General features: G+C 73.5%; 10 protein-coding genes and 20 pseudogenes. 26 read left to right on the plus strand and 4 right to left on the minus strand.

Annotation, left to right across the window (positions count from 1 at the left end):
* Positions 1–453: 453 nt before the first annotated feature.
* From UK94_RS16285 to UK94_RS16295, 3 genes are all read left to right on the plus strand, one after another.
* Positions 454–3,545 (plus strand): nitrate- and nitrite sensing domain-containing protein (locus UK94_RS16285; RefSeq protein ID WP_235488235.1); only part of this gene is annotated, 3,092 nt, incomplete at its 3' end.
* A gap of 754 nt (positions 3,546–4,299) precedes the next feature.
* On the plus strand, positions 4,300–4,716 hold the full coding sequence (locus UK94_RS16290) for a roadblock/LC7 domain-containing protein (protein WP_011605474.1): 417 nt from the start codon (positions 4,300–4,302) through the stop codon (positions 4,714–4,716).
* Positions 4,717–4,767: 51 nt separating this feature from the next.
* The gene (locus tag UK94_RS16295; protein ID WP_011605473.1) at positions 4,768–5,127 is read left to right on the plus strand and encodes a DUF742 domain-containing protein; all 360 of its coding nucleotides are present in this window, start codon (positions 4,768–4,770) and stop codon (positions 5,125–5,127) included.
* Positions 5,128–5,238: 111 nt separating this feature from the next.
* Here the strand turns inward: UK94_RS16295 and UK94_RS33830 are convergent, their stop codons facing one another.
* Positions 5,239–5,379, minus strand: coding sequence for a fibronectin type III domain-containing protein (locus tag UK94_RS33830; RefSeq protein WP_157734302.1), 141 nt, complete (start codon positions 5,377–5,379; stop codon positions 5,239–5,241).
* A 687-nt stretch (positions 5,380–6,066) separates the two neighbouring features.
* Here UK94_RS33830 and UK94_RS54475 point away from each other — a divergent pair.
* The 7 genes and pseudogenes from UK94_RS54475 to UK94_RS54505 all read left to right on the plus strand — a co-directional run.
* Positions 6,067–6,415, plus strand: a pseudogene (locus UK94_RS54475) (protein kinase); the annotation flags it as partial.
* A 1-nt stretch (position 6,416) separates the two neighbouring features.
* Positions 6,417–6,895, plus strand: a pseudogene (locus UK94_RS54480) (serine/threonine-protein kinase); the annotation flags it as partial.
* Positions 6,896–7,650: 755 nt separating this feature from the next.
* Positions 7,651–7,986 (plus strand): annotated as a pseudogene (locus tag UK94_RS54485) (proline dehydrogenase); the annotation flags it as partial.
* Position 7,987: 1 nt separating this feature from the next.
* A pseudogene (locus UK94_RS54490) lies at positions 7,988–8,586 on the plus strand (proline dehydrogenase family protein); the annotation flags it as partial.
* A gap of 19 nt (positions 8,587–8,605) precedes the next feature.
* On the plus strand, positions 8,606–9,891 hold a 1,286-nt coding region (locus UK94_RS54495; protein WP_235488237.1), incomplete at its 3' end, for an aldehyde dehydrogenase family protein.
* Position 9,892: 1 nt separating this feature from the next.
* Positions 9,893–10,519: pseudogene (locus UK94_RS54500) on the plus strand (aldehyde dehydrogenase family protein); the annotation flags it as partial.
* Between the two features lie 637 nt (positions 10,520–11,156).
* Positions 11,157–11,588 carry a DUF5134 domain-containing protein gene (locus tag UK94_RS54505; RefSeq protein WP_268761401.1) on the plus strand — a complete coding sequence of 144 codons (432 nt, stop codon included), beginning with the start codon at positions 11,157–11,159 and terminating at the stop codon, positions 11,586–11,588.
* A gap of 15 nt (positions 11,589–11,603) precedes the next feature.
* Here UK94_RS54505 and UK94_RS16330 read toward each other — a convergent pair whose 3' ends face one another.
* Entirely contained in the window at positions 11,604–11,987 is a 384-nt protein-coding gene (locus UK94_RS16330; protein WP_231861099.1) for a cytochrome C, read from the minus strand.
* A gap of 339 nt (positions 11,988–12,326) precedes the next feature.
* On the opposite strand from UK94_RS16330, the pseudogene UK94_RS76140 reads away from it, so the two are divergent.
* From UK94_RS76140 to UK94_RS54535, 6 genes and pseudogenes are all read left to right on the plus strand, one after another.
* Positions 12,327–12,505: pseudogene (locus UK94_RS76140) on the plus strand (AIM24 family protein); the annotation flags it as partial.
* 1 nt (position 12,506) lies between these two features.
* Positions 12,507–12,769 (plus strand): annotated as a pseudogene (locus UK94_RS54515) (AIM24 family protein); the annotation flags it as partial.
* 1 nt (position 12,770) lies between these two features.
* Positions 12,771–13,010, plus strand: a pseudogene (locus UK94_RS54520) (AIM24 family protein); the annotation flags it as partial.
* 404 nt (positions 13,011–13,414) lie between these two features.
* The coding region (locus UK94_RS74105; RefSeq protein ID WP_268761402.1) for a CoA transferase at positions 13,415–14,204 on the plus strand (790 nt) is incomplete at its 3' end.
* 1 nt (position 14,205) lies between these two features.
* A pseudogene (locus tag UK94_RS54530) lies at positions 14,206–14,552 on the plus strand (CoA transferase); the annotation flags it as partial.
* A gap of 1 nt (position 14,553) precedes the next feature.
* Positions 14,554–14,734, plus strand: a pseudogene (locus UK94_RS54535) (CoA transferase); the annotation flags it as partial.
* Between the two features lie 178 nt (positions 14,735–14,912).
* Here UK94_RS54535 and UK94_RS16345 read toward each other — a convergent pair.
* Positions 14,913–16,193 (minus strand): hypothetical protein, encoded by a 1,281-nt coding sequence (locus tag UK94_RS16345; RefSeq protein WP_055750550.1) that lies wholly within the window; start codon positions 16,191–16,193, stop codon positions 14,913–14,915.
* Between the two features lie 289 nt (positions 16,194–16,482).
* Here UK94_RS16345 and UK94_RS54540 point away from each other — a divergent pair.
* The 9 genes and pseudogenes from UK94_RS54540 to UK94_RS16365 form a co-directional block, all read left to right on the plus strand.
* Positions 16,483–16,623, plus strand: a pseudogene (locus UK94_RS54540) (response regulator); the annotation flags it as partial.
* A 17-nt stretch (positions 16,624–16,640) separates the two neighbouring features.
* Positions 16,641–16,914 (plus strand): annotated as a pseudogene (locus tag UK94_RS54550) (response regulator); the annotation flags it as partial.
* Positions 16,915–17,315: 401 nt separating this feature from the next.
* A pseudogene (locus UK94_RS54555) lies at positions 17,316–17,436 on the plus strand (bacterioferritin); the annotation flags it as partial.
* Positions 17,437–17,459: 23 nt separating this feature from the next.
* Positions 17,460–17,664 (plus strand): annotated as a pseudogene (locus UK94_RS54565) (ferritin-like domain-containing protein); the annotation flags it as partial.
* 1 nt (position 17,665) lies between these two features.
* Positions 17,666–17,798: pseudogene (locus tag UK94_RS54570) on the plus strand (bacterioferritin); the annotation flags it as partial.
* A 627-nt stretch (positions 17,799–18,425) separates the two neighbouring features.
* A pseudogene (locus UK94_RS54575) lies at positions 18,426–18,518 on the plus strand (superoxide dismutase); the annotation flags it as partial.
* A 1-nt stretch (position 18,519) separates the two neighbouring features.
* A pseudogene (locus tag UK94_RS54580) lies at positions 18,520–18,785 on the plus strand (superoxide dismutase); the annotation flags it as partial.
* Position 18,786: 1 nt separating this feature from the next.
* Positions 18,787–19,037, plus strand: a pseudogene (locus UK94_RS54585) (Fe-Mn family superoxide dismutase); the annotation flags it as partial.
* Positions 19,038–19,745: 708 nt separating this feature from the next.
* Entirely contained in the window at positions 19,746–20,450 is a 705-nt protein-coding gene (locus tag UK94_RS16365) for an alpha/beta hydrolase (RefSeq protein ID WP_063822650.1), read from the plus strand.
* 1,660 nt (positions 20,451–22,110) lie between these two features.
* Here UK94_RS16365 and UK94_RS16375 read toward each other — a convergent pair.
* Positions 22,111–22,782 (minus strand): annotated as a pseudogene (locus tag UK94_RS16375) (HD domain-containing protein); the annotation flags it as partial.
* Positions 22,783–23,003: 221 nt separating this feature from the next.
* Between UK94_RS16375 and UK94_RS54590 the strand changes: the two are divergent.
* Positions 23,004–23,615: pseudogene (locus UK94_RS54590) on the plus strand (hypothetical protein); the annotation flags it as partial.
* Between the last annotated feature and the right edge of the window lie 141 nt (positions 23,616–23,756).

Consider the following 23,756-nt stretch of genomic DNA (forward strand, 5'->3'; position numbering starts at 1 on the left):
GGCTCATCCCGGACGATTGCCCGCCCGTTCGTCAAGTGACCCCGCTGGCAGTCGCGTCCGGTGCGCAAATAGCCTTTTGGTTCGTCAACCGCGGCGATGCCGAGGCGTCGCGCGGTCGGGTGCGCTGGGCCCCGTGCGGCGGTGGCGCTCACCAGGCGCCGCCCGGGGTTCCGGGGCCGGGATTCGGGCGTTCGAGAGGCGGAGAGGTACGGGGCGCGTGATCGAGCCAGAAAGGGGCGGGACGTGACGGGCGAGCCGCCGGACACCGCCCGAGGGGTCCCCGACGGGGGTCGGGATCTCGGCGCGAGGCAGGGCCGCGGTGGAGGTCGGGGCCGCGGCGCCGGTCGGGGCCTCGACGGGGGTCGGGGCCCGGCTCGCTCCACGCCGCCGCCGGTCGCCTCCGGCGGTCCGGGGACGGGTGGCCGACGCGCCCGGCCGCGCCGGCGCCGGCGGATGAGCCTGCGCGACCTGCCCGTACGCGGGAAGCTCTTCGCCGCGCTGGCCGTGCCCACGGCGGCGTTCCTGGCGCTCGGGATCCTCGCGGGCGCGACCTGGCTGTCCAACGCCGCCAGCTACGGCCGCGACGTGACCGCGGCGAGGCTCGGCCGCGACGTCACGGCGACGGTGCACGAGCTCCAGCTGGAACGTGACCTCGCGGTCGGGTTCATCAGCAGCGGCCGCGGTGCGAACCCGCAGACCTCGCTCACCGGTCGGCTCGACGGCCAGCAGCGGGCTGTCGACGCGGCCATGGGCAGGCTCCGCGGCACCCTGCGCACCTCCGTCGGCGATCTCGGCACCGGCACCGGGCGGGTGGCCGACCGGGCCGAGGGCGACCTCGCCGGCCTGCCCGCGCTGCGCCGGTCCGTGCAGACCGGCGGCCTGTCCACGGACGCGATCTTCCGTCAGTACTCGACCACGATCACCGACCTGCTCGGCCTCGACGACCGCATCGGGCAGGACCGCGACGACGAGGACCTGCGGTACGCCGCGACCGTCCTCAACGACGTGTCGGCGCTGAAGGAGATCGACTCCGAGATCCGCGGCGAGCTGTTCGCCACGAGCTTCGCGCAGCGATTCGCCTTCGGCGCCTCCGACCGGCTCGCCGGGCTGATCGCCCAGGAGCAGGCGGCGCAGGACGGCTTCCGCGCCGCCGCCCGCCCCGACGACCGCGCCCGCTTCGACCAGATCGTCAACGGTCAGGCGGTGCTGACGGTCAAGCGCATCTCCGAACGGGCCGTCCAGCGTCAGCGGCTGACCGACCTCGACATCGATCCCGAGCAGTGGTTCGCGGCCAGCACGACCCACATCGAGCTGCTGCGCACCGTCGAGTCCGAGCTGCTCGACAACGTCAGCCACTCGGCCGGGCACCTGCGTTCCGACGCCTGGCGGCGCACCGCCATGATCGGTGCGCTTCTTCTCGTGATCACCGTCGGCGCGATCGTGTGGACGTTGCTGATCGCGCGGACGATGACGGTCCCGCTGCGTCGCCTGCGCAGCGGCGCCCTCGACGTCGCCCAGGTGCGCCTGCCGCACCTGATCTCCGAGCTGCAGTCGGCGAACCCAGAGCAGGTCGACACGACGATCCGGTCGATCGGGATCGACTCCCGCGACGAGATCGGCGAGGTCGCGCGGACCTTCGACGAACTGCAGCGGGAGGCGGTGCGCCTCGCCGCGGAGCAGGCGAGCCTGCGCCGCAACGTCAACAGCCTGTTCCTCAGCCTCTCCCGGCGCAGCCAGAGCCTCATCGAGCGGCAGATCGCCCTCATCGATCGGCTGGAGGCCGCCGAGGAGAACCCGCTGCAGCTCGAGAACCTGTTCCGGCTCGACCATCTCGCGACGCGGATGCGCCGCAACAGCGAGAACCTGCTGGTCCTCGCCGGCACCGGGCCGGGGCGGCGCCGCGCCGGGCCGGTGCCTCTCGGTGACGTGCTGCAGGCCGCCCTCGGCGAGATCGAGCAGTACGAGCGGATCCAGATCGTCGACGTGCCGGACGCGCGGATCGCCGCCGACTCCGTCAACCACGTCGTCCACCTGGTGGCCGAACTGCTGGAGAACGCCGCGCAGTTCTCGCCGCCGTACCTGTCCGTCGACCTCGCGGCCGCCCTCGACGACGGCGGGGTGCTCATCACCATCGACGACGGCGGGCTCGGGATGTCCGAGCGCGAGCTCGCCGCGGTCAACCAGCGTCTCGCCGACCCGCCCCTGTTCGACTTCTCCATCGCCCAGCGCCTGGGCCTGTTCGTCGTCGCCCGCCTGGCCGACCGCCACGACATCGAGGTGCGGCTGAGCCGCTCGGACGCCGGCGGGGTGCGGGCCTGCGTGCGGCTGCCCGCGGCGCTTCTCGTGGCACCCGGCTCCACCCCCGCCGCCCGCCCGCCCGCGCCGGTGCGGCGCGGGCAGCTACCCGGGGCTGCGACACCCGGGGCGGCGACACCCGGGGCGGCGATACCCGGGTCGGCGCCGTCCGGGTTGGCGCTGTCCAGCGCGGAGCTGACCCGTACCGGCCTGCCCGGTGCGCCGGCGGCACCGCTCGCCGACCTCCCGCCGGTCGCGGCCCGGCGCAGTCCCGTCGCCGCGCCGGCGTCTCACCCGGGCGTCCCGCTGATCGACGCCACGATGACCGACGGCTCCGCCGAGCCGCTGCCGCGGCGCGCTGTCCGCACCGACGGCGACGGCCACGGCACCACCTTCGGTGGCCCGTCCTCCCTCGGCGACGTGTCCTCGCACGGCGACTTGTCTTCGCTCCGTGCTGGCCCCGGCTTCGGTCACGTCTCCGCGTCCGGCGAGCAGCCCGCGCCCGGCGAGCAGCCCGCGTCGGATGGCTTCGCGCCGTACACGCCGACCGGCGAATGGTTCCGGCCACGGGGCGTCGATCTCACCGACGACGACCTCGACGACCTCGCCGATCCCGCGGACCCCGCCGATCCCGCGGACCCTGTGGATCTCGCGGACCCTGTGGATCTCGCCGACCGCGACGGCGTCGACCGACCCACCGGCAGCTCGAAGGCGAGCTCTGCCGCACCATCCCAGGCCGCGGCCGGGGAGGCGGCGGGGCTGCCCTCGATCGCCCAGGCCGTCGCCGCGCTCGACCGGCGACGCGCACGGGCCGCTCGCCGCGCACGTGCCGACGCGGCGCAGCCCGACCCGGGCGCCGCCGAGGACGCGACGCCCGCGGTCGAGCCGATCCGGGCGACCGCCGTCGCCCCCGCCGACGTGCCCGCCGCGGCGGAGCCCACCGTTTCGTCCAGCACCGTTTCGTCCAGCACCGATTCGTCCACCACGGACACCTCCGACGTGGACGTCGACCTCGCCGTGCCCCCCACCCTCCTGTCGGCCTTCCCGGCCCCGGCACACCATCCGGCCTGGGCCGTGGCCGCAGCGCCCGCACCCTCGGCGGCGACGGCGACGGCGGCGGCCGCGACGTCGGCCGCGGGATCGCCCTTCGCCGGGGTGTGGGCGCAGCTCGCCGTTGCCCCCGGGGTGCAGCCGCCGCCCTTCGGTGAGTCGGCTGAGCCGTTCAACTGGTTCGTCCGGGACGAGCTTGCNGTGGCGCCCGGCCAGGCGATCCCGCCCGCTGCCCGGGTGGACGGAGTCGAGCGGTGGGCCTCCCAGCCGTTCGCCGCGCCCCGTGCGTTCGACGCAGCCGGGCCGCATGCCGGCTCCGAGCCGCTGGCCGGCTCGGCCGTGGCCGCCGATCCGTTCGCGGAACCCGGACCGGTGGCGGTGCCTGGACGGGTGGTGGTGCCTGGACCGGTCGCGGCGTCAGAGTCGGACGCGACGCCGGCCCCGAATCGGGGGCGGTTCCCCGTCGCGACACCCGAGCAGGCCGCCGGGACGGGGCCGTTCGCCGCGTCGAAGCCCGGGCCTTCGTCGCCTGGGTCGTCGTCTCGCCGTGCCGGGACAGGATCCGGTGCGGGGTCGGTCGCCGGGCCGCGGCGGACCACCACAGCGTCCGGGCTGCCGATCCGCACCCCGAAGACCGTGCCCATCCCCGGGCGGATCCCGCTCGGTCCGCCGACCGAGCAGGCCGGCGGCGGGACCGGTCCGAGCGTGTTCCTCGGCTCCGCCTCCCCGTCGTCGACGACGCCGGACCCGGGCTTCGCACCCGAGCGGATCCGCGGGCGGCTGAGCAGGCTCTACGAAGGCGTCCACCACGCCCGGGGAACCAGACCCGCCGCCGTCGAGGACGACGAAGGAGGCGGCTGAGCACAGCCGAAGCCCCATCCGAACGAACCCCGACCCCGATTCCCCCTGCCCCCGATTCCCCCTGCCCCCGAACCCGCAGCCTGGAGGACAGCCGTGACCGACGCGGAGCCGGACAACCCCTCACTCGACTGGCTTGTCAACAACTTCGTCGACTTCGTGCCCGGAGTGGCGAACGCGATCGTCGCGTCCTCGGACGGTCACCTGCTCGCGGTGTGCAGCGGCTTCCCCCGCGAGCGGGCGGTGCAGCTCGGTTCCATCGCCTCGGGACTGTTCAGCCTGACGTTGGCGGCCGCGGACTTCGTCGAGGGCGGTTCGGTGACCCAGACGGTTGTCGAGATGGTGCAGGGGTCGTTGCTGCTCATGGCCGTCGGTGAGGGCTCCTGTCTGGCGGTGCTCGCCACGAGTACCTGCGACATCGGGTTGGTCGGGTACGAGATGACGGTGCTCGTCGCCCGCACCCGGGAGGCGCTGACCCCGGCGCGGCGGGCCGACGCGCGCGAGAGCGTCTGACGCCGACCGTCCGTCGATGACAGCCATGGCCTCGGGAAAGGCGGTGAACGGATGAACGGGGACGCGGTGGAGCCGTCGGGGGAACTCGTCCGGCCGTACACGGCGACCCGCGGCCGGGCGCGGCCGTCCCGCCTGCTGGCGCTCGAGGCCATGGTGACCACGACGCCGTTCGGCCGGGCGCGGCTGCCCGCGCTGCTTCTGGAACAGAAGTCGATCGTCGCGATGTGCGTGCAGCCGCAGTCGGTGATCGAGATCGCTGCGGCGCTGCGCCTACCGGTGGGTGTCGTCCGGGTCCTCGTCGCCGACGCGGCGGCCGACCGCCTCGTCGACATCTCCCAGCTCACGATGCCCACCGGCGCGCCCGAGCTGGCGCTGCTCGACCGCGTCCTGACAAACCTTCGCCGACTCTAGTATTAGTGCCGTACTAGCCGAAAGCAGCCGATGTCGAACCGTCGGGACGCCAGTGGGCCCGGGCAGACGGAGGCAGACGCATNCAAACCCGGCGCCGCGGATCCTCGCGTCTCAGCCGTGCGGTGTAGCAACGGCCGTGTTCGAGGAGTCCGACTCGCCGGTGCTGTTGCTTCCGGTGATGCGGAATTCGTAGGTGTGGCCGTCGGTCAGTTGTTCGGCGGTGTAGCAGGTGCCGGTGATCGGGTATGGCATGCGGCCCAGCCCTGGCCGGCGGTCGTGTCGCGGTAGTAGAGGGTGTGGGCGTCGGCGCCTGACGACGCGGTCCAGCACAGCCTTACCATGCCCTGTCCGCCGGTGGCGGTGAGGCGCGACGGTGCCACGGGTACCGAGGCGGTCGGCGGAGCCTGGGACGGCGAGGGCGTGGCCGAGTGGGACGACGACGGTGTGGTGGACGGTGCGAAGTGTTGCATGACGCTCGTCCGGGACCCGGCCGGCTTGCTGGCGGCTCCTCCTGCGCGGTCGGACCCGGCCATGCCGCCGGCCGCTGCCCACAGCCCGGTCGCGGCGGTGATGGCCAGCAACGTCAGGCCGGTCAGCCACGGCCGAATGCCCGGGCCGAGCACCGCCGCCAAGGTCCGCGCGCCGTTTCGTAGCCAGGACCTGCACTCGCGCAACGTCCGGCCAGCGAGGTTCGGTGCGCCCGGTGATCTGCCTGTTCCCACCGCGCCCCCTTCCCTGAACCGGTGAAAGCGAGAACGCGCACCTCGGGGAACCCTAGCATCACGGATCTGTTGTTTGCATCGCCACTGGGCCGACCGCTGCTTTCCGCTGATGCTCGCCTATAGTGGAAAGCTCTGCCAGGGCTGCCGAGCACCGTGGTGAAGGGAAGGCGTGTGACCGCAGGTATCGGCGATACCGTCGACCGCAGGGTGGCTGGGNGGTATCGGCTCGTCGCGCAACTCGGCGCCGGTGCCTACGGAACGGTCTGGCAGGCATTCGATGAGATTCTCGGTGTCACCGTGGCGGCCAAGGAGGTGCGCCTGTCTCCGGCTGCTTCCCGTGAAAACACGGCGCGCATACTGGCCAGGGTCGAGCGGGAGGCGAGGATGGTCGCGAAACTTCGCGACCATCCGAACGTCGTCACCGTGCTGGACGTGGTTCGGCACGAGGGCCTGCCCTGGATAATCATGGAGTTCGTTCCGTCCGTCTCACTGGCGGAGGCGATCCGCCTACGCGGCGCATTACCGCCCGGCGAGGCCGCCCGGATCGGGGTCGCGGTGCTGGCCGCNCTCGTCGCCGCCCACCAGGCAGGGATCACCCATCGAGACGTCAAACCTGCGAACATTCTGGTCGACGAGGGCGGTCGCGTGGTGCTGGTCGATTTCGGGGTCGCCGTCCATGCCTCCGAACCGACCATCACGGAGGGGCCGATCGGGACGCTGGCCTACATGGCGCCGGAACAGTTCGCGGGTACCCGGATGCTGCCGGCGAGTGACCTTTTCTCACTAGGGGCGACCCTCTACTACGCGGTCGAGGGATTCTCAGCGTTCTCCCGCTCGACCGAAGCCGCCACGATCCAGGCTGTTCTCGCCGAACATCCCCGCCTCGTGCGGGCTCCCGAACCGCTGGCCAGCGCCATCCTGGGATTTCTGAACAAGGATCCGGAGCGCCGCCTGACCGACGATGCGGGGTTGGCGGCCCTGCGGGCCGCGGAAACCGAACTCCGGCAGTCGCCGCAGGAGTCCGACGCCGCGTCGACAACCGACGGNCCGTCGACACCCCGCGCGTCCGCAGCACCGGACGGCGCCGTCCGTGCGCAGGTGGAAAAGCCGGCGACCGACGCGACGGGCATCGGGGTGCACGACCGGCCGGGGGAGCCGTGGGTGGCTCGGNCGGTGCAGCCGGACTCGGTCGAGGCGACGGGGTCGATCCGGTATCGCGAGGCTCCGCTGCGCCGGGCCGTCGGCGGCGTTCTCTCGGCCTGCGCNCTCGCGGCTGCCGTCATCCCCTGGATCCTCGGACCGGCCATCGGTCTTCCCACCTGGGCCTACGTACCGGCCGTCCTCTGGTCCAGTTTCTTCGGATGTTGGGCCGCCGCCTTTGTCTGTCTTCTCTGCCGACCCGACGTGCTCGTGCTCGACGAGACGTCGTTGCGGTACCGCCGTGGGGCCGAGGAACACGTCCTACCCCACCAGCAGGTCAGCGGCGTCCGCGTCCACGCCGGCCGCATCGAGGTCGTCCTGTCGGATCCGACCGGCGCGGCGCGCTATCGGGGTCGCTCGGAGCCGCCGCAGATCGACGACGCGGGCGTGCTGCTCTTCTGCAGAGTTGAGGATCTGTCCGGCGTGTCCGACGACACGATCCTCGCCGCGTTGCGGAGATTCGGCTACGACTCNGTCGTCTGAACCTCGTGCCGGTGCCGGTGCCGGTGCCGGTGCGGTGCCGGGCTNGACAGGACTCGTCGACTACGTGACGCTACTGGGTGTGCCTGGATCGTTGCCTGCTGTCGCGCGAGGGGACTCGGTGATCCGCCGCCTCGCCCCCCGTCTGGTCGGCAGCCCGCCCGTGCGCGCCGTACTCGCCCACGGTCCGTTCGCCGCCGGCATCATCGACCGGTTCGTCGCCGGCCCTACGGATGCCGACGCCGTCGCCGCGACCGCGCGGCTTGCCGATCTCGGCCTGCGGGCGTCGGTGGACCTGCTCGGCGAGGGGGTGACCCGGCCGGACGATGCGCTCGCCACGGTCCTGGCCTACCTGCGCCTGCTCGACCTGGCCGACCGGGCGGGCATCGCCGCGGGGCTCGACGTGTCGGTCAAGCTGTCCGCCCTCGGCCAGGCCGTGCCGCGCGACGGACGCAAGNTGTCCTACGAGAACGCCGCGGAAGTCTGCGCCCGGGCGGCGGCGGTGAACGCCACCGTCACCGTTGACATGGAGGACCACACCACCACCGATGCGACGCTGGACACGGTGGTCGAGCTGCGCCGGGACTTCCCCTCGGTCGGCGCGGTGCTGCAGGCCCAGCTCCTGCGCACCGAGGGCGACTGCCGCGACCTGGCCCGGGCCGGTTCGCGGGTGCGGCTGTGCAAGGGGGCCTACCGGGAGCCGGCCGACATCGTGCACCGCGGCCGGCCGTCCGTCCGCGCCGCCTACGCGCGTTGCCTGGGCATCCTGCTCGCCGGGCCGGGATACCCGATGATCGCCACCCATGACCCGGCGCTGATCGGCGTGGCCGGTCGGCTGGCCGCCGAGCTGCGGCGGGCGCCGACGACGTACGAGTACCAGCTCCTGCACGGGGTGCGGCCGGGCGAGCAGCGGCGGCTCGCGGCGGGTGGGGCGACGGTGCGGGTGTACCTGCCGTACGGGCCGGACAGCGTGCCCTACCTGACGCGGCGGCTCGTGGAGAAGCCCGCCAACCTGCTGCTGGCCGTGCGGGCGCTGGGTGGCCGGCACGGTTGCTGAAGGCCGCGCCCGGCCGGGCATGGTTCGTGAGGCCCGCGTCCGGCCGGGCACCGTTCACAGGCCCGTGCACGGCAGGCGCGGGGAGGGAGGAGGGGCAGCCGTGGCGGCAGGAGTGGTCGCAGGGTCGGTGCCCGTGGCCGACAACGAACCGGTCCGCACCTATGCCCCCGGCTCGGCGCAGCGCGCCGGGCTACGCCGGGCCCTGCTCCGGCTGGGTGGTGACCACCTCGACCTGACCAACACCATCGGAGGGCACAGCCGCCCGGGTGGCGGGGCGCCGCGTGACGTCGTCCAGCCGCACGCGTACCGCCGGGTGCTCGGCACGCTGCGGGAGAGCACCCACGCCGACGCGGCCGCCGCCGTCGCCGCGGCGAAACAGGCCGCGGGGCCCTGGCGCGACCTGGGCTTCACCGGCCGGGCCGCGGTGTTCCTGCGCGCCGCCGACGCGCTCGCCGGCCCCTGGCGCGACACCCTGAACGCCGCCACCATGCTCGGCCAGTCGAAGACCTGCCAGCAGGCCGAGATCGACGCCGCCTGCGAGCTGATCGACTTCTGGCGGTTCAACGTGATGTTCGCAGCCGAACTGCACGAGGCCCAGCCGCGCAGCGCCGCCGGCGAGTGGAACCGGCTCGACCTGCGTCCGCTGGAGGGGTTCGTCTACGCGGTCACGCCGTTCAACTTCACCGCCATCGCCGGGAACCTGCCGACCGCGCCCGCGCTCATGGGCAACACCGTCGTCTGGAAGCCGGCGCCGACCCAGGCGCTCGCCGCGCACTTCCTCATGCGGCTGCTGGAGGCGGCCGGCCTGCCGCCCGGGGTCATCAACCTCGTCGGCGGCTCTGGGGAGCCGGTCAGCGACGTCGTGTTCTCCGACCCCGACCTCGCCGGCGTGCACTTCACCGGCTCCGCCGCCGTATTCACCCGGCTGTGGCGGGCCGTCGCGGACAACCTCGACGGCTACCGGTCCTACCCGCGGATCGTGGGGGAGACCGGCGGCAAGGACTTCGTCGTCGCGCATCCCTCGGCCGACGTCGACGTGCTGCGCACGGCGCTGGTCCGCGGCGCGTTCGAGTACAGCGGGCAGAAGTGCTCGGCGGCGTCGCGGGCGTACGTGCCGGCGAGCCTGTGGCGGCGGATGGACGCCGAGCTCGCTGCGGCCACCGAGGCCCTGTCCGTCGGCGACGTCAACGACTTCGACCACTTCACCGGCGCCGTCATCGACGCCCGGGCCTACACCCGGCTCGCCGCCGCCTGCACCCGCGCCGCCAGCGACGCCACCGTCACCGTGCTCGCGGGTGCCCGGTGNGACGACGCGGTCGGCTGGTTCGTGCGCCCGACGATCCTCGTCGGCACCGACCCCGGCCGGGAGTGGTTCACCCGCGAGCTGTTCGGCCCGATCCTGTCGGTCCACGTCTACGACGACTCCCGGCCGGGCGCCTGGGACGACGTCCTGCACCTGGTCGACGCCACGTCCCCCTACGCGCTGACCGGCGCGGTCATCGCCACCGACCGCGCCGCGATCGCCCGCGCCGAGGACGTGCTGCGCTTCGCCGCCGGCAACTTCTACATCAACGACAAACCGACCGGGGCGGTCGTCGGGCGCCAGCCGTTCGGCGGGGCGCGCCGCTCCGGGACCGACGACAAGGCCGGCTCCGCCCAGAACCTCCTGCGCTGGGTCAGCTCCCGGGTGGTCAAGGAGAACCTGTGCCCGCCGGTCGTGCACGATCACCCGCACATGGGCGGCGGCGGTGTCGCCTCGGGTCTCGTGGCGACGGCCCGGGCGGCCGGCCGCGTGGCGGCGGCGGGTGGGGCGGGTGCTGGTGGGGCGGGTACTGGCGGTGGTGGCGGCGTGGGCCGCGCTCCCGGCTCGGACGGCTCGGACGGCTCGGACGGTGCGGATCCGCCTGCTGACACGCGCGGCGGCTGTCCATGAGCAAACGTTAGTGAACAAAACGACAACTGCCGGAAACCTGATGAACGTAGGGACAACGGGATCTGTGGATCTCTAAACTGGCGCCATCGCTCCCTCCTCCGATCCAGGAGTCGACATGCCCGCAGCCGAGAACTCCCGCCACGTCCTGACCTTCTGCGGAAAGTGCAGCTGCGGCTGTCCGGAACTGTTCGTCGACCACGCCGCGCCCGCCGAGCGCCGCATCGTGNTGACCGACGACTTCGGCCAGCGGATCCAGATGAGCGTCGAGCAGCTGCAGGTCATCGTCGACGAGGNGCGCGCCGGCCGCATCACCGAGCTCGTCGACGCGGAACTCGCCCTGGGCGTGGGCTGAGATGCCCGGCGGCCTGCTCCGCAGGGGGAGCGGGTGGGTCGCGGGCGGGGNCACCGTCCGGGCGTGCGGCCGGGCGTCCGGCACCTGCCAACCGCCGCGGTGACGCACCACCACTCCGCGGCGCTGTCCCCGCAACAGCTTCCGACGGCCGTGGCGCTCGTCGCCGCCGTCGCCATGGGCATCGTCGCGTTGTTCCACGCCACCCGGATCGTCACCGACGAGGGCCGGGCGCACCACGTCCCCGCGTTCGTCCGCCAGGTGCNGCGGGGTCGGGCGGCCGCGTTCGTGCCGGTCGAGATCGGCCACACGATCGTCGCGGCGGGAATGGCGATCATGTTCGTCGGTCCCTCCGGGGTGGCGTCCTCGGGGGCGTTCGCGCTGACCTATCTCGCCCTCGCCGGGGTGTTCCTCGTCCTCGTCCTGACGAACCCCGCCTGCTGCGAGCCGGCTCGCTGGTCGTGCTGTTCGATGCTCGTCGTCGAGGCGCTGGCGATGGCGTGCATGGCCCGCGCGGGCCGGTGGCCGGTGGGCGACCTCGGTGACCTCGGTGACCTGTCCGGCTGGTTCGCCGTCGTCTTCTCCGTCGCGGCGGTCGCGGCCGTCGGCGGCCCGCTGCTGCGCCGGGTTCGGCCGGCCTGGGACGTCGCCCCCGCCCCGATCACCCCCGCCGCGTCTCGGCTGATCATGGCCTGCGGGATGCTGCTCATGCTGGTCTGAGGGCGTCCTGAGCGCTCAGCGTGCCGACGTGCTCATCTCCGGTTCCGCCAGCGGCAGGGTGGGCGGGTCCCCGGCCGTCTCCGGAACCGGCCAACGGATCGCACTCGCCTGGCCGTGTCGCACCGAGCCCCGGCCGTGGCAGACGCGGCAGCGGCGCCGGTAGGTCTCGCGGCCCCGGCCGTAGAAGGCCTGCCCCTCGCCGCGGCAGCGCGGGCAGTCCAGCTCGACCGCGCCATGGTGGCGACCGGGAATCAGGCGCGCGGCGAGAACGGCCGCCAACGCGGCGAGGACGATCACCACCACGTAACCCCACCGACCGTCCGCGGTCTGCCGGCCGACGACGCCGGCCCCGACGAGCAGGACGGCACAGAACGCGGTTACCGCACCCAGAGCTCGCATAGCACACCGTTTCATCGCAGGAACTCAATATCCCGTTTCTCCCCTCGTTCCGGGATGTACACACCACCGCGCGACTGATTTCGTCGCGTGCGGTGCCATCGCGTGCCGTGCCATCGCGTGCGGTGCCGTCGACGCGGANCCGGGGACGCCGTCCTGCCGGCTTGCNGGGCCGAGGCCTCCTTCCGACGCGGGGCGCACTCGTGGCCGCCCGAAGGGAGAACGCGACCCTGGTCCGGGTCCTGGGACGGACGCGGCATTCCGGCCGGCCGCGGCGGCACAGCCCTCCGGCGTCGGGACGTACCGCCCGAACGGAGGGGTGGCGGGGCGTTCAATGGAGGCATGACACACCCGCTGGGACATTTCGCGAACGGACAGCCCGCGGGCCCACCGTTCGCCCTCGAGGAGGGCGACCGGATGCTGCGGGTCCGTCTCGACGGTGGGCAGACCTACGCCAAGCAGGGGTCGATGGTGGCCTACCGGGGGCGGCTCGACTTCGCTTACAAGGGCCAGGGCGTGGGNGGCTTCCTGCGGCGGGCGGTGACCGGCGAGGGCCAGGACCTGATGAAGGTCACCGGCCGCGGGACCGTCTGGTTCGCCGAGTCGGGCAGCCACATCTCGATCTTCACCCTCGACCACGACAGCCTGACGGTCAACGGCCGCAGCCTGCTCGCGCTCGAGTCCGGGGTGCGTTACAAGGTGACCACGACCTCCGGTGGCCTCGGCGCGATGATCGCCGGTGGGGTGTTCAACACCGAGGTCTCGGGCACGGGTGGGGTGGCCGTNCTCTGCCTGGGCTCCCCGCTGGTGCTTCCGACGGACGAGCCGGTGTGTGTCGACCGGGACGCGGCCGTCGCCTGGACGGCGGGCGTGCGCACCCGGGTCGTGTCCACCTTCAAGATGGGCAACCTGGTGGGGCGTAGCTCCGGGGAGCTCGCGCAGATCGAGTACTCCGGTCGGGGGGGCTTCGTCGTCGTCCAGTGCGGCGAGACTCCGGCGGCCGGCACGACCCAGGAAAGGCACTGACCCGCCTGTCCGCGCCACCGCGCACGTACCACCGCGCATGTACCAACCGTGCACGCACCATCGCGTACGCGCCGCGCACAGACCATCGCGACGCATCGCCGTGCATGCACCGCCGAGTAGGGACCGGCGCGCAGGGAACCGCGATCGTGCAGGGAGCCGAGATGTCGTCGCCAGCAACGCCTCCGGCGGATGCCGCCCTGGCCGGACAAGCCGGAGGGCCCGCGCGGGGTACACGCCCGGCGGGCTCCGTCGAGCCTGGGCCCGACGTGCTGCTCGACGAGCTGCGGTCGATGCTCGCCGGCCAGGGGTTGCCGGTCGCCGCCGACCCGTCGGCGCCGAACGCGGCCCGAGCCGAGGGGACGGCCGGGTTGCCGGCCGCGCTGAGGTGGGCGGCCAGTGGGCTGATGTGGCTCACGGGTCCGCCCGGACGGGCCCCGCTGGTTCCCGACGGGCCGGTGCTCGGCCGCGCCGAGGCGGCGGCCCGGCTGTTCGGGGAGCTGTCCCGCCAGCTCGGCCGGGCTGTGTGGCCCGATGTGGCCACGCTGTTGGGCGGCCGGGCCGCGTTGCTGGGACTGCATCGCCGGGGCACCTGGTCGGCGAACGGAAGCTGCCGGCTGCTGCCGGCCGCGGACGGCTGGATCGCCGTGAACCTCGCGCGGCCCCACGACGTGGACGCCGTGGACGCCCTCGTCGGCGCACTCGGGGACCAGCTCGGGCTCGTGTCGGCCGACCCGTGCCTGCATCCCGTCGAGCAGGCGTGGACGGCGCTGAGCGTGGCGGTGGCCGCCCGGCCGGCCGCGGACGTGGTCGACGTCGCCCGGCTGCTCGCCATCCCGGCCGGTGAGCTGGGCGGGCCCCGCCGACCCAGGCCGGTTCGGACAGTGCTGTGCCGGTCGATCGAGGCTTCGCGGCCGCATCGGGCCGCCCGGCCCACGCCGTCGGCACCGGCATCGCCCCGGATCGGTGCCGCGGGTGCCGCGGCAGGTGTCGGCGCCGAACCACTGCTGGTCGTCGACCTGTCCGCCATGTGGGCGGGTCCGCTGTGCGCGCACCTGCTCGGCGAGGCCGGGATGCGGGTGGTGAAGGTCGAAAGCGTGCACAGACCGGACGGGGCACGTGGCGGCGACCCGGAGTTCTACGACTGGCTGCACGCCGGCCACGAAAGCGTCGCCCTGGACTTCGCCACCCCGGGCGNCCGGGCCCTGCTGCGGCGCCTGGTGGAGCGCGCCGACGTCGTCATCGAGTCGTCGCGGCCGCGGGCACTGGCCCAGCTCGGGCTCGACGCCGGGGAGCTCGTCGCCGCCCGACCGGGGCGTACCTGGGTGAGCATCACCGGCTACGGGCGGGCCTATGTCGACACCCATCCGGGCCCGGACCCCGTCGCGTTCGGCGACGATGCCGCGGTGGCGGGTGGTCTCGTCGCGTGGGACCGCTCCGGCGGGGACGCCGTGAGTCCGGTGTTCTGCGGCGACGCCATCGCCGACCCGCTCACCGGTCTGTTCGCCGCGGTGGCCGTGGCCGCCTCCGTGCTCCGCGGCGGCGNCCATCTGCTCGACGTCGCCATGCGGGACGTGGCCGCCTGGGTGGCTGCCCCGCCCGACCAGGGGATGGCCCCGCCCGACGGGGGGACGGGCCCAGCCGACCGGGGGGTGGGGCCGGCCGGACCGGTGCCGTGGACCGTGACCGGTTGCGATCGGGACGGCTGGAACGTGCACCAGGCGGGGNGGACCCAGCAGGTCCTGCCGCCGCGCCCCCCGCAGTGGGGGCCCGGTGCGAGGGAGGCCGGCCGGGCGCGGGCCGCCGCCTCGGGGGCGGACACGCGCACCGTCGTCGACGCGCTGTGNCCGGACTGACGGCTACCGGATCCGTCTCCTTCCCGCGGGCGGTGCGCGTGTCGCCGACTCAGGTCGGGCCATCGCGCGGCGCTGGTCCGGTGGCCCGGTCGGGGCGCTCGCCGGCGGGCACGTCGATCACCGGGTCGGTGGGTGCGTCGTCGCCGAGCAGCCGACCCGCCGGCTGGGCGGCGGCGCGCAGTGGTCGGCGGTCGGGATCGGTGCTGGCGTCGGCGAGCGCGGGATCAGCCGGGCCGGAGCCGTCGGGCTCCTGCCGGTGGGTGCTTCCACGGCCCGGCCCGCCCGAACGGGCCCCGCCACCACCGGCGGTCGGATCCTCCCAGAAAATCTCGGTGGCAGCGTCGAAGAAGCCGTCGTCGGCCGACTGCGGCTCGCGGAGTCGGGTGTCGCGCCCGGCGACGGCGGCGGCGGGACGTGGGTCCCCGGCGGGGGCTGGGTCCGCGACGGGAAGGGCCGGGACGGGGTGATCTGCGACGGGGAGGTCTGCGACGGGGAGGTCTGCGACGGGGAGCTCCACCATGGGCAGGGCCGGGGCGGGCAGGGCCGCGTCGCCGCCCACCCGTTCGATGGGCAACGCAGGGCCGTCGGCCGCCGCCGCCGCGGTCGGGTCCGCCGCGAGCCACCCGGGATCGAGATGCCCGACGGCGACCGCCAGCCCGACGAGCCACAGGTACCACACCAGCTCTCCGACGACGCGCCCGGTGACCGCGGCATCCACCCCGAACGGCAGCAGGACCCCCCCGAGCACACCCCCCGCGGCGAGGCCGCCCCAACCCGTGAGAACGACGCCGGCCACTCTCGGCAACGCCGGTCGGGTAGCGGGCCGCCGGGTCACGCCGGCCCGTGCCGCGCGCGTCAGCAGGGCGACCGTCCAGCTCGCGGTCAGCAGGCAGGCGAGGACCTCGCCGATCATGACTCCGAACAGGGTGCGTGCGGTGTCGAAGACGGCGGAGGCGTGGTCCGCCTGGGCGGGGATCGCCGCGCGCCGGGCCAGCGCCGGCACCGTGATCAGCCAGAACAGCAGGCCGGTGAGGTGCGCGCCGGCGGTCGCCGCGCCCAACACGGTCAGCAGGGGGCGATGCGGGCCGCGCGGCAGCAGCCGGACGATCCCCACGGTGATCGGCAGCAGCAGTCCGGCGGCGACGCCGGCAAGCACGACACCGACGCCGATCGCCAGCCAGTGCTCCCGCACGACCGCGAGGGTGTCGGCCGGGGGCGCGCTGAGCACCTCGGGGTAGTCGAGCGCATGGCGCAACTCGGTGAGGCCGACCGCGCCGCACACCGCGCAGATCAGCAACAGGACGGCGGTGGCGCGCTGGTTCGTGGACATCGAACGCGGCTCCTCCCGACCGACCGGCCCGAACTGGTGCGGCGCCGGCCGGGCAGGCACCCGCCGCGCGAACCAGCCCCCTCCGCGCGGCGGAGGTCGTGGCGGGATTGTTACACCGCGTGACGCGGGGAGGCGGACGGCCCGCCGCCCGCCCGGGCCAGGCCGGCAACGGCCCGCGGACAGGTCCGGTCGAACCGGGCGCCCGGCGATATCGTGGGCGACGGCGCGGGAGCGCTGACCTCGCGCCCGTCCTCCCGGGACGCCGACGACTGCCAGGAGAGGCGAAGCCGTGTCCGCCACCGCCGTTCGCTCCTTTCGGATCCTGCTCGTCGAGGACGACCCCGGTGACACGCTCATGGTCACCGAGGCGCTGACGGACCGGGGGTTCGACCACGAGCTGCACGTGGCCTCCGACGGCGTCGAGGCGATGNGTTTCCTGCGCGATGNCGCGGCACCCCGGCCGGATCTGATCCTGCTGGACCTCAACATGCCCCGGATGGACGGCAGGGAGGTTCTCCTGTCGGTCAAGGAGGATCCGGCCCTGCTGACCATTCCGGTCGTCGTCCTGACGACCTCGGACGCCCCGACCGACGTGCTGCGCAGTTACAGCCTGCACGCGAACGCGTACGTCACCAAGCCCGTCGACTTCGACGCCTTCATCCTTGCCCTGCACCGGATCGACGACTTCTATCTCGGCCTGGTCCGTCTGCCCGGAAGCTGAGCTCCTCCCGTCCCGCCGTATTAGTGGGCGCGGGGNGCATCGCAGGTCGATTACCAGAGATCGCCCGGCGGTGAAGCCGGTTGTGATTGCGAGGGATCGTCCCCGCCGTGCACACCACCTACGGGTAGCCTCTCCTTACTTCGGGCAGCCTTACCCGTAGCGATGTTCCGATCGTTGTGACCGGTCGGGAGTGTCGGCTCGCTGCGAATTACGCATCCTTGTGATTTGCTGGTGCCTCGAGGTTCGTAAGCCTGCCCGGTCCGGTCGATCTGTGGNCTCGTCGTCGCAGATGGTCGGTGTCCGGTCGCGGGNCGCCGGGGTGACCNGAGCAGCTGGNCGCCCCGCCCGGCGCGGTGTGGGGACGTCCGGCTGGAAACAGTCGACGGAAAGGTGTGGAACCGATGGCGACGCGTGGCGACACGGAAATCATAGAACTGCTCAACAGTGTGCTGACGAACGAGCTCACAACCATCAACCAGTATTTCCTGCACAGCCGGATGCAGCGCAACTGGGGCTACCGGCNGATCGCGGAGCACTACTACCANGAGTCCATCGACGAGATGAAGCACGCCGACCAGCTCATCGAGCGTGTCCTCTACCTCGGTGGTCTGCCGAACCTGCAGCGGCTGCACACACTGCGCATCGGCGAGACGGTTCCCGAGCAGCTCGAGATCGACCGGTCCGGCGAATTCGAGGCCGTCGACGTGCTGCGTGGCGGCATCGCGCTGAGCCGCGAGCGCGGCGACATCGNCTCGGCGGTCCTGCTGGAGCAGATCCTCGTCTCCGAGGAGGAGCACATCGACTGGCTCGACGCCCAGCTCGAACTGATCTCCCAGCTCGGCGCGGCCAACTACCTCAGCCAGCAGATCCACGAGGACGACTGACCGCGGCGTCGGGGGCGGAGGTCGGAACAGTCGCCCCGTCGGCGGGAAGGGTTCGCGGCATGCTCCGGCCCACCCCCGCGCGCCTGCGGTCCACGCGGGCGCGGCGCCCGACGACCGACCCTGCCGGCCGGGGTGCTTCGCGGGCTGCCCGGCCGGTCCTGGTGCGGTCCGCCCGCCCGTGCGGCGCACGGACGGGCGGGGCCGGACGGGCGGCGCCGGGAATTCTCGGGACGTTCGTGCGGGGTGGCACCCCGGCCGNCTCGCTCGGCTGTTCCCTGGGTCACCGAATCCCGCCCACCTCCTCGTCGCCGTCACCGGCTGTTATTGGCCGGAGCGACGGACGATCCTTCCCGCGTGACGGTGTCCGGTCTCGCTATGCAGGACCGATCCTCCTGGCGATAGTGTCCAGGCGGGCGTTCGTAGCACCTGACGTCGACGTCCACAGGATGGGCGTCTCGGCGGCTCGCCGGAGGAGGAGAGGGTCGATGGGCATCGCCAGGCCCCGCCGACCCCGGCTGCCCGGCCGGTGGCCGCCGACGTCGCCGGAACCGCCCACCTGAACCGCCGGGAGTCCCCCCGTGGGTGCCCCCGAACAAATCCCTTGCGAACGGAAAGGATCGTGCTCTAGTGGCGACGTACACGCTGCCCGACCTGAAGTACGACTATGGCGCACTGGAACCGTCCATCATCGGACAGATAGTCGAGCTGCACCACGACAAGNACCACGCGACCTACGTCAAGGGTGCGAACGACACCCTTGAGAAGATCGCGGAGGCGCGCGACAAGGGCGACTTCGGCGCCATCGTCGGCCTGGAGAAGACGCTCGCGTTCAACCTCTCCGGGCACATTCTCCACTCGATCTACTGGGAGAACCTGTCCCCGGACGGCGGCGACAAGCCGGACGGCGTGCTCGGCGAGGCCATCACCACCGACTTCGGATCCTTCGACGCCTTCAAGGCGCAGCTCAACGCTGCGACCACGACGGTGNAGGGCTCCGGCTGGGGGGTGCTGGCCTACGACGCCACCGGCCAGCGGCTGCTGATCGAGCAGGTGTACGACCACCAGAGCAACGTCGGTGTCGGCAACACCCCGCTGCTGGTGTTCGACGCGTGGGAGCACGCCTGGTACCTGCAGTACAAGAACGTCAAGGCGGACTACGCGGCGGCCCTGTGGAACATCGTCAACTGGGCCGACGTCGCCGAGCGTTTCGCGAAGGCGAAGGCCGCGGCGGCCGTCTGAGCGCGGCACCATGGCCGCCCGGGTCCACGCCCGCTCGAGTCCGGTTCACCGGGCCCGGGCTGGTGGGGGCGGCGGGCCCAGGCACCCGGCGGGGGTGAGCCCCGTCGCGGCGCCGCGGCGCCGCGGGCGAGTCACGGCAGGGGCATCACCCGATCGGGTGGTGCCCCTGCCGTCGTTGCGCGCTCCGCCGCCCTGTGATCCACGAAAGTGATGCAGCGCACAGCGAGAACCCGTTGACGGATGATGGTGCGACTACCGAGGGTAGTAACCATGTCTGTGGACGCACGTCAGTCCGTTCGACTCAGCCACGTCTCCCTGACGCCGTCATCGTCCTCATGGCGCTGTCGCTGAGCTGATCCGCCGGAAGCTTCCCCGACTGGACTTCGGCCCGTCGCCGAACACGCATCCGTCGGACGTCGGCGGCGCCACCGCGCCGAGACCTCCCGGCCCGCACTCCCGCACTACCCGCCCCCATCCGGGCCGCCGGGCCCGCCCCGGTCGTCGGCCGGTGAGCCCGGCCGTGTCCCCGGAGCCGGCATCGTCGCGTTCGGCCCTGGGACAGGCGGGGGACCGGTCCACCGCCCGGATGCCACGCGCGTGACCCGCCCGATCGGCCACCCGACGCACGACCATGCTCCTGCCGCGTCCGCGGCACGCCCGGTCATCAGGCCGCGGCGATCCGTTTCCTCCAAAGGAGACCAGGCGCCGATGATGTCGCCGTTCCAACCCCTGTCCCTCACCGATCGGCCGGCGGGCGGGTATCCCGCCGTCGCGGCGCCCCGTGCCGCGCGCCCGCTCGTGGCCGCCACCGCGACCGCCACCGCGACCCCCGGCCCGCGCAGCCCCGTCACGACGCCCGTGCGGCCGGTCGCCCGCGCCACCGTCGCCCGCCGCGACATCCGCGCCACGATCGCCGCCCTGCCCGGCCGCGGCGAGGACCCGGCGGTCTTCGACGCGCTCGCCGACCGGCTGGCGCTCGACGGCTACCTGCTCACCGTCGTCCCCGACGGCGGTAACCGGGTGTCCGCCCTGGTCGAGGGACGGGTCCCGGGCGCGCCCTTCGTGTTGCTCGGCTCCGACACCGGCGCGCTGGCGGCGCTGGCGATGGTCGGCTCGCCCGCCGTCCGTCCCGACGGGCTGGTCCTGCTCGGCCTGCCGCTGCTGCACCTGCCCGTGGCCGGCCTGCTCGTCGAGGAGCCCTCGCCGCGGGCCCTGCCCGACCTGCCGATCTTGCTGCTGCACGGCACCGACGACGAGATCAGCCCGCTGCCCCTGGTACGCATGACGACCCGGACCGCGCCGCGCGCCGAACTCGACGTGGTCCCCGGCGGCCACGACGTGCTCACCGGAGCAGGTCGGCGCTGCGTCGCGGCGCGCACCGTGCTGTTCCTGGAGTCCCTGCTGGACGCCTGAGCCCGCGTTCGTTCCCGTCTCCCGCTCCCCGCCCCCACCCCGTGCCCCGCCCCATGCCGCCGCGCGGCGTGCTCCGGCAAGACCGCGCTGGTGACGCCGACGCGGTGACGCCGACGCGGTGACGCCGACGCGGTGACGCTGACGCGGTGACACCGACGCGGTGACGCCGGTCGGTCTCCCAGCGTGAAGGTGCCTGCATATGTCGGGCATACTGAGCGCACATCGGACCCGCCTGCGCCGTGGCGGTCGTCGCCGTGGGGGACGGGGATCGGGGAGAGGCGGGGGTACCGGGGTGTCGTCATCGTCACCGGCAGGGCGACGGACACGGCCGCGGACGGCCGCCGCCCTGGCGGTCTGCCTGCTCGCAGCGTCGCTGCTCGTCGTGCTGCTCGTGCCGGCGCGGGGAAGCTCCCACGATCCTGGGACGCACTGCCGGAATGTGAAGATCTACACCGGGCAGGCGAACTCCCCGTACTGGGTCGTCGCGCAGGAGCTGGGCCGCGAGCTCGTCCGGCGCCATCCCGGCTGGGGACTGACCGTCGACCCGGTCGCCACCGACGGCAGCGCCGACAACCTCTACCGGCTTCAGGACGACGGGGCCGCCGCGTGCTCCCTCGCGATGGTCCAGCTCAACGTGGCCGTGGACGCCACCTTCGGTATCTACCAGTTCGACTACCAGAGTGCGGCCCGGTTCCGCCGGGGCACCCTGAACCAGGTCAACCGGCTGCGCACGCTCGGNCCCGCCTACTTCGATCTCGTGCACGTCATCGTCCGCCGCGGCGAGGTGTCGAACCTGCGCGACCTGTGCGGCAGGACCGTCTCCGGTGGTCTGGAGCTGTCCGGCTCCCTGCAGATGANCGACGTGCTGTTCGACAACGTGTGCGCGCTCACGCCGCCGGCGCTGCCGCTGCCGCACGTCGTCTACCAGTCGCTCGGCGAGGGGATGGGGTCGCTGACCGATCCGGCGTCGGCCGCGGACCCGGTGCAGGCGGTGGTCTGGGTGGCGGCGCCGTCGGAGGTCCTCGACGAGCGGATCCGCCGGCTCGGCGGCGCCGCGGGGGACCTGCAGCTCCTCCCGATCGACCAGTACCGCGAGGGTTTCGGCACCCACTGGGACCGGTACTACGAGCGGGTCGCCGGGGCCGGGTTCGTCCGCCGCGACGGCGCGCCGGGCATCTTCGCCGACCGAACGATCGCCGGCGGGACGTACACCGGGATGAACCAGCCGACGCCGACGGTCGGCGCCCCCAACGGCCTGGTGGTCCGCGACTCCGTGGACCCCGGGCTCGCCGTCGCCGCGGCGAGGATCATGGCCGACCGGCCGTGGCTCGCGGGCGTGCTGGGCCAGGCGGCACCCGCCGCCGTCGCCCACGCCCACAGCGACGCGCTGGAATCCGACGCCGACGCGGGCGACGGCGAGTACCGCCAGCTCTGGCGCAACCCGGTGTTCTGCCTGGTACCGGTCCTTCCCGCCGTCGCGACCGCGCTGCGCGAATACACCTCACAGCAGCGCTGCGGGCTGTCCTGACGGCCGTCTCGCACCGGACGGCCGTCTCGGATCGGACGGCCGTCTCGGATCGGGCTGCCCTTCCGGCGGCCCGGGTGGGCCGGCAGGCAAGGCCGACACGCTGGCCCGTCAGGCGAGCAGGTACCCGCGGCNCACCGCCTCGTCGATCATGACGCGGATGTAGGCCCACAGCGCCGGGGAACCGTCCTCGACGGTCTTCTGGTGAGCCAGCACGTCCGCCCTGCTCACCCGGTGCGGAAGCCAGGTGCTCCCGGCGGTGTAGAAGTTCAGCAGCAGCGGCTGCACCCGGTCGAGGGCGCGGGCGAACCGGGCGTCGGGGGTGCGCCGCTCCTCGAACTCGTCCCACAGCGCCCGCAGCTCGTCGGCCTGGTCACCGGGAAGCTGCGGGAACAGCCGGTCGGCGGCCGCCCGCTCGCGTTCGGCCTGGCTGGCCGCGGCCTGCGTGTCGTACAGGAACGTGTCGCCCGCGTAGACCTCCACCAGGTCGTGGATCAGCAGCATGCGGATGACCCGCGCCTGGTCGACCTCCGCCGCCGCGTACTCGCCGAGGACGACGGCGAGCATCGCCAGATGCCAGGAGTGCTCGGCGTCGTTCTCCCGCCGAGACCGGTCGATCAGGTGGCTCTGCCGCAGCACCGACTTGAGCTGGTCGATCTCCAGCAGGAAGGCGATCTGCCGGGCGAGGCGCGCGTCGGTGATCCCCGGGGGCGGCTCGACCGGCGGTCCCACCGCACCCGCGGGCTCGTCGCGGGAGGGCGATGGGGGGGACGGGGACGAGCGGGAGGGAGATGGGATCGTCGACACGTCGCTCCTCGGTGCTCGCCCGGCGTTGCGGCTACCGACGATACGGCCTGCTGGGATGTCACCCCGTCGGGCCGATGCCCGGCCCTGCCGCGCCCGGCACGATCGGTCCCTGCCGTGGANGTTCGTGACGATCGCCTGCGTCATCTATGACGCCTTTCCCGCCCGACCGGGATGAGATCCCTGCTTGAAGTAACCGGATCGACGAGATACCTATACGCTCGGTGACTGTGACGGTTGTGGCGTCGCCGCCGCCTGCTCCCAGCGGAGGGCCGGAATCCCGGCGCCGCGGGGGCGTCCGGCGACGGCGCGAGGGCAGGGCTCCCAGGGCACCCGTCCCGCCCGGCCCGGGCTGGTTCCGCCAGGCCGCGCGGCTGGCGCGCACCGTCGCGGCACACTGCGACGCCGGCGTCCGGCTGGTCGGGCTGCTCGGCGTGCTCGTCGTCGCGCTGGCCCTGTTCGGGTTGACCCTGCGCGGGGTTGTCGCCCACCGGCTCGACGCCACCGACGACCTGGTCACCCGGCAGGGGCGGGCGCTGGCCACGGCCCAGGAGCTGCGTGCCGCGTTGTCCCAGGCCGACGCCGCCGCAGCCGCCGAGTTGTTCGCCCCCGTCGAACTGCTGGTCGACAAGAGGGAGCCGGCGGCGGAGCTGCGGGCCCGCTACGACGGGATCAAGGCCGGCCAGCCCTTCGAGGCGAGCGTGGCCGAGGCCGCCCGCGACGTCCTCGACCTGCGCCGCCTCGACCCGAGGCTGTGCGCCTCGGATCCGGATCCCCGACTCGGGCCCCTCGTCCCCGCCGCGGCCGACCCGGCGGCACTCGCTCCCGACCCGATGNCCGCGGCGGGAGTCGGCGACGGCGACGATCTCACGGTCCCCCCGGACGGCCCGGTCGACGGGGTGGACCAGGCCGGCGGGATGGAACCACCCTGGTCCACATCGGGGGGCGAGTCCGACGGGGCGCGCCCGCCGGCCGGT

It is taken from the genome of Frankia sp. AvcI1 (assembly GCF_001420875.1).
Taxonomy (GTDB): domain Bacteria; phylum Actinomycetota; class Actinomycetes; order Frankiales; family Frankiaceae; genus Frankia; species Frankia alni.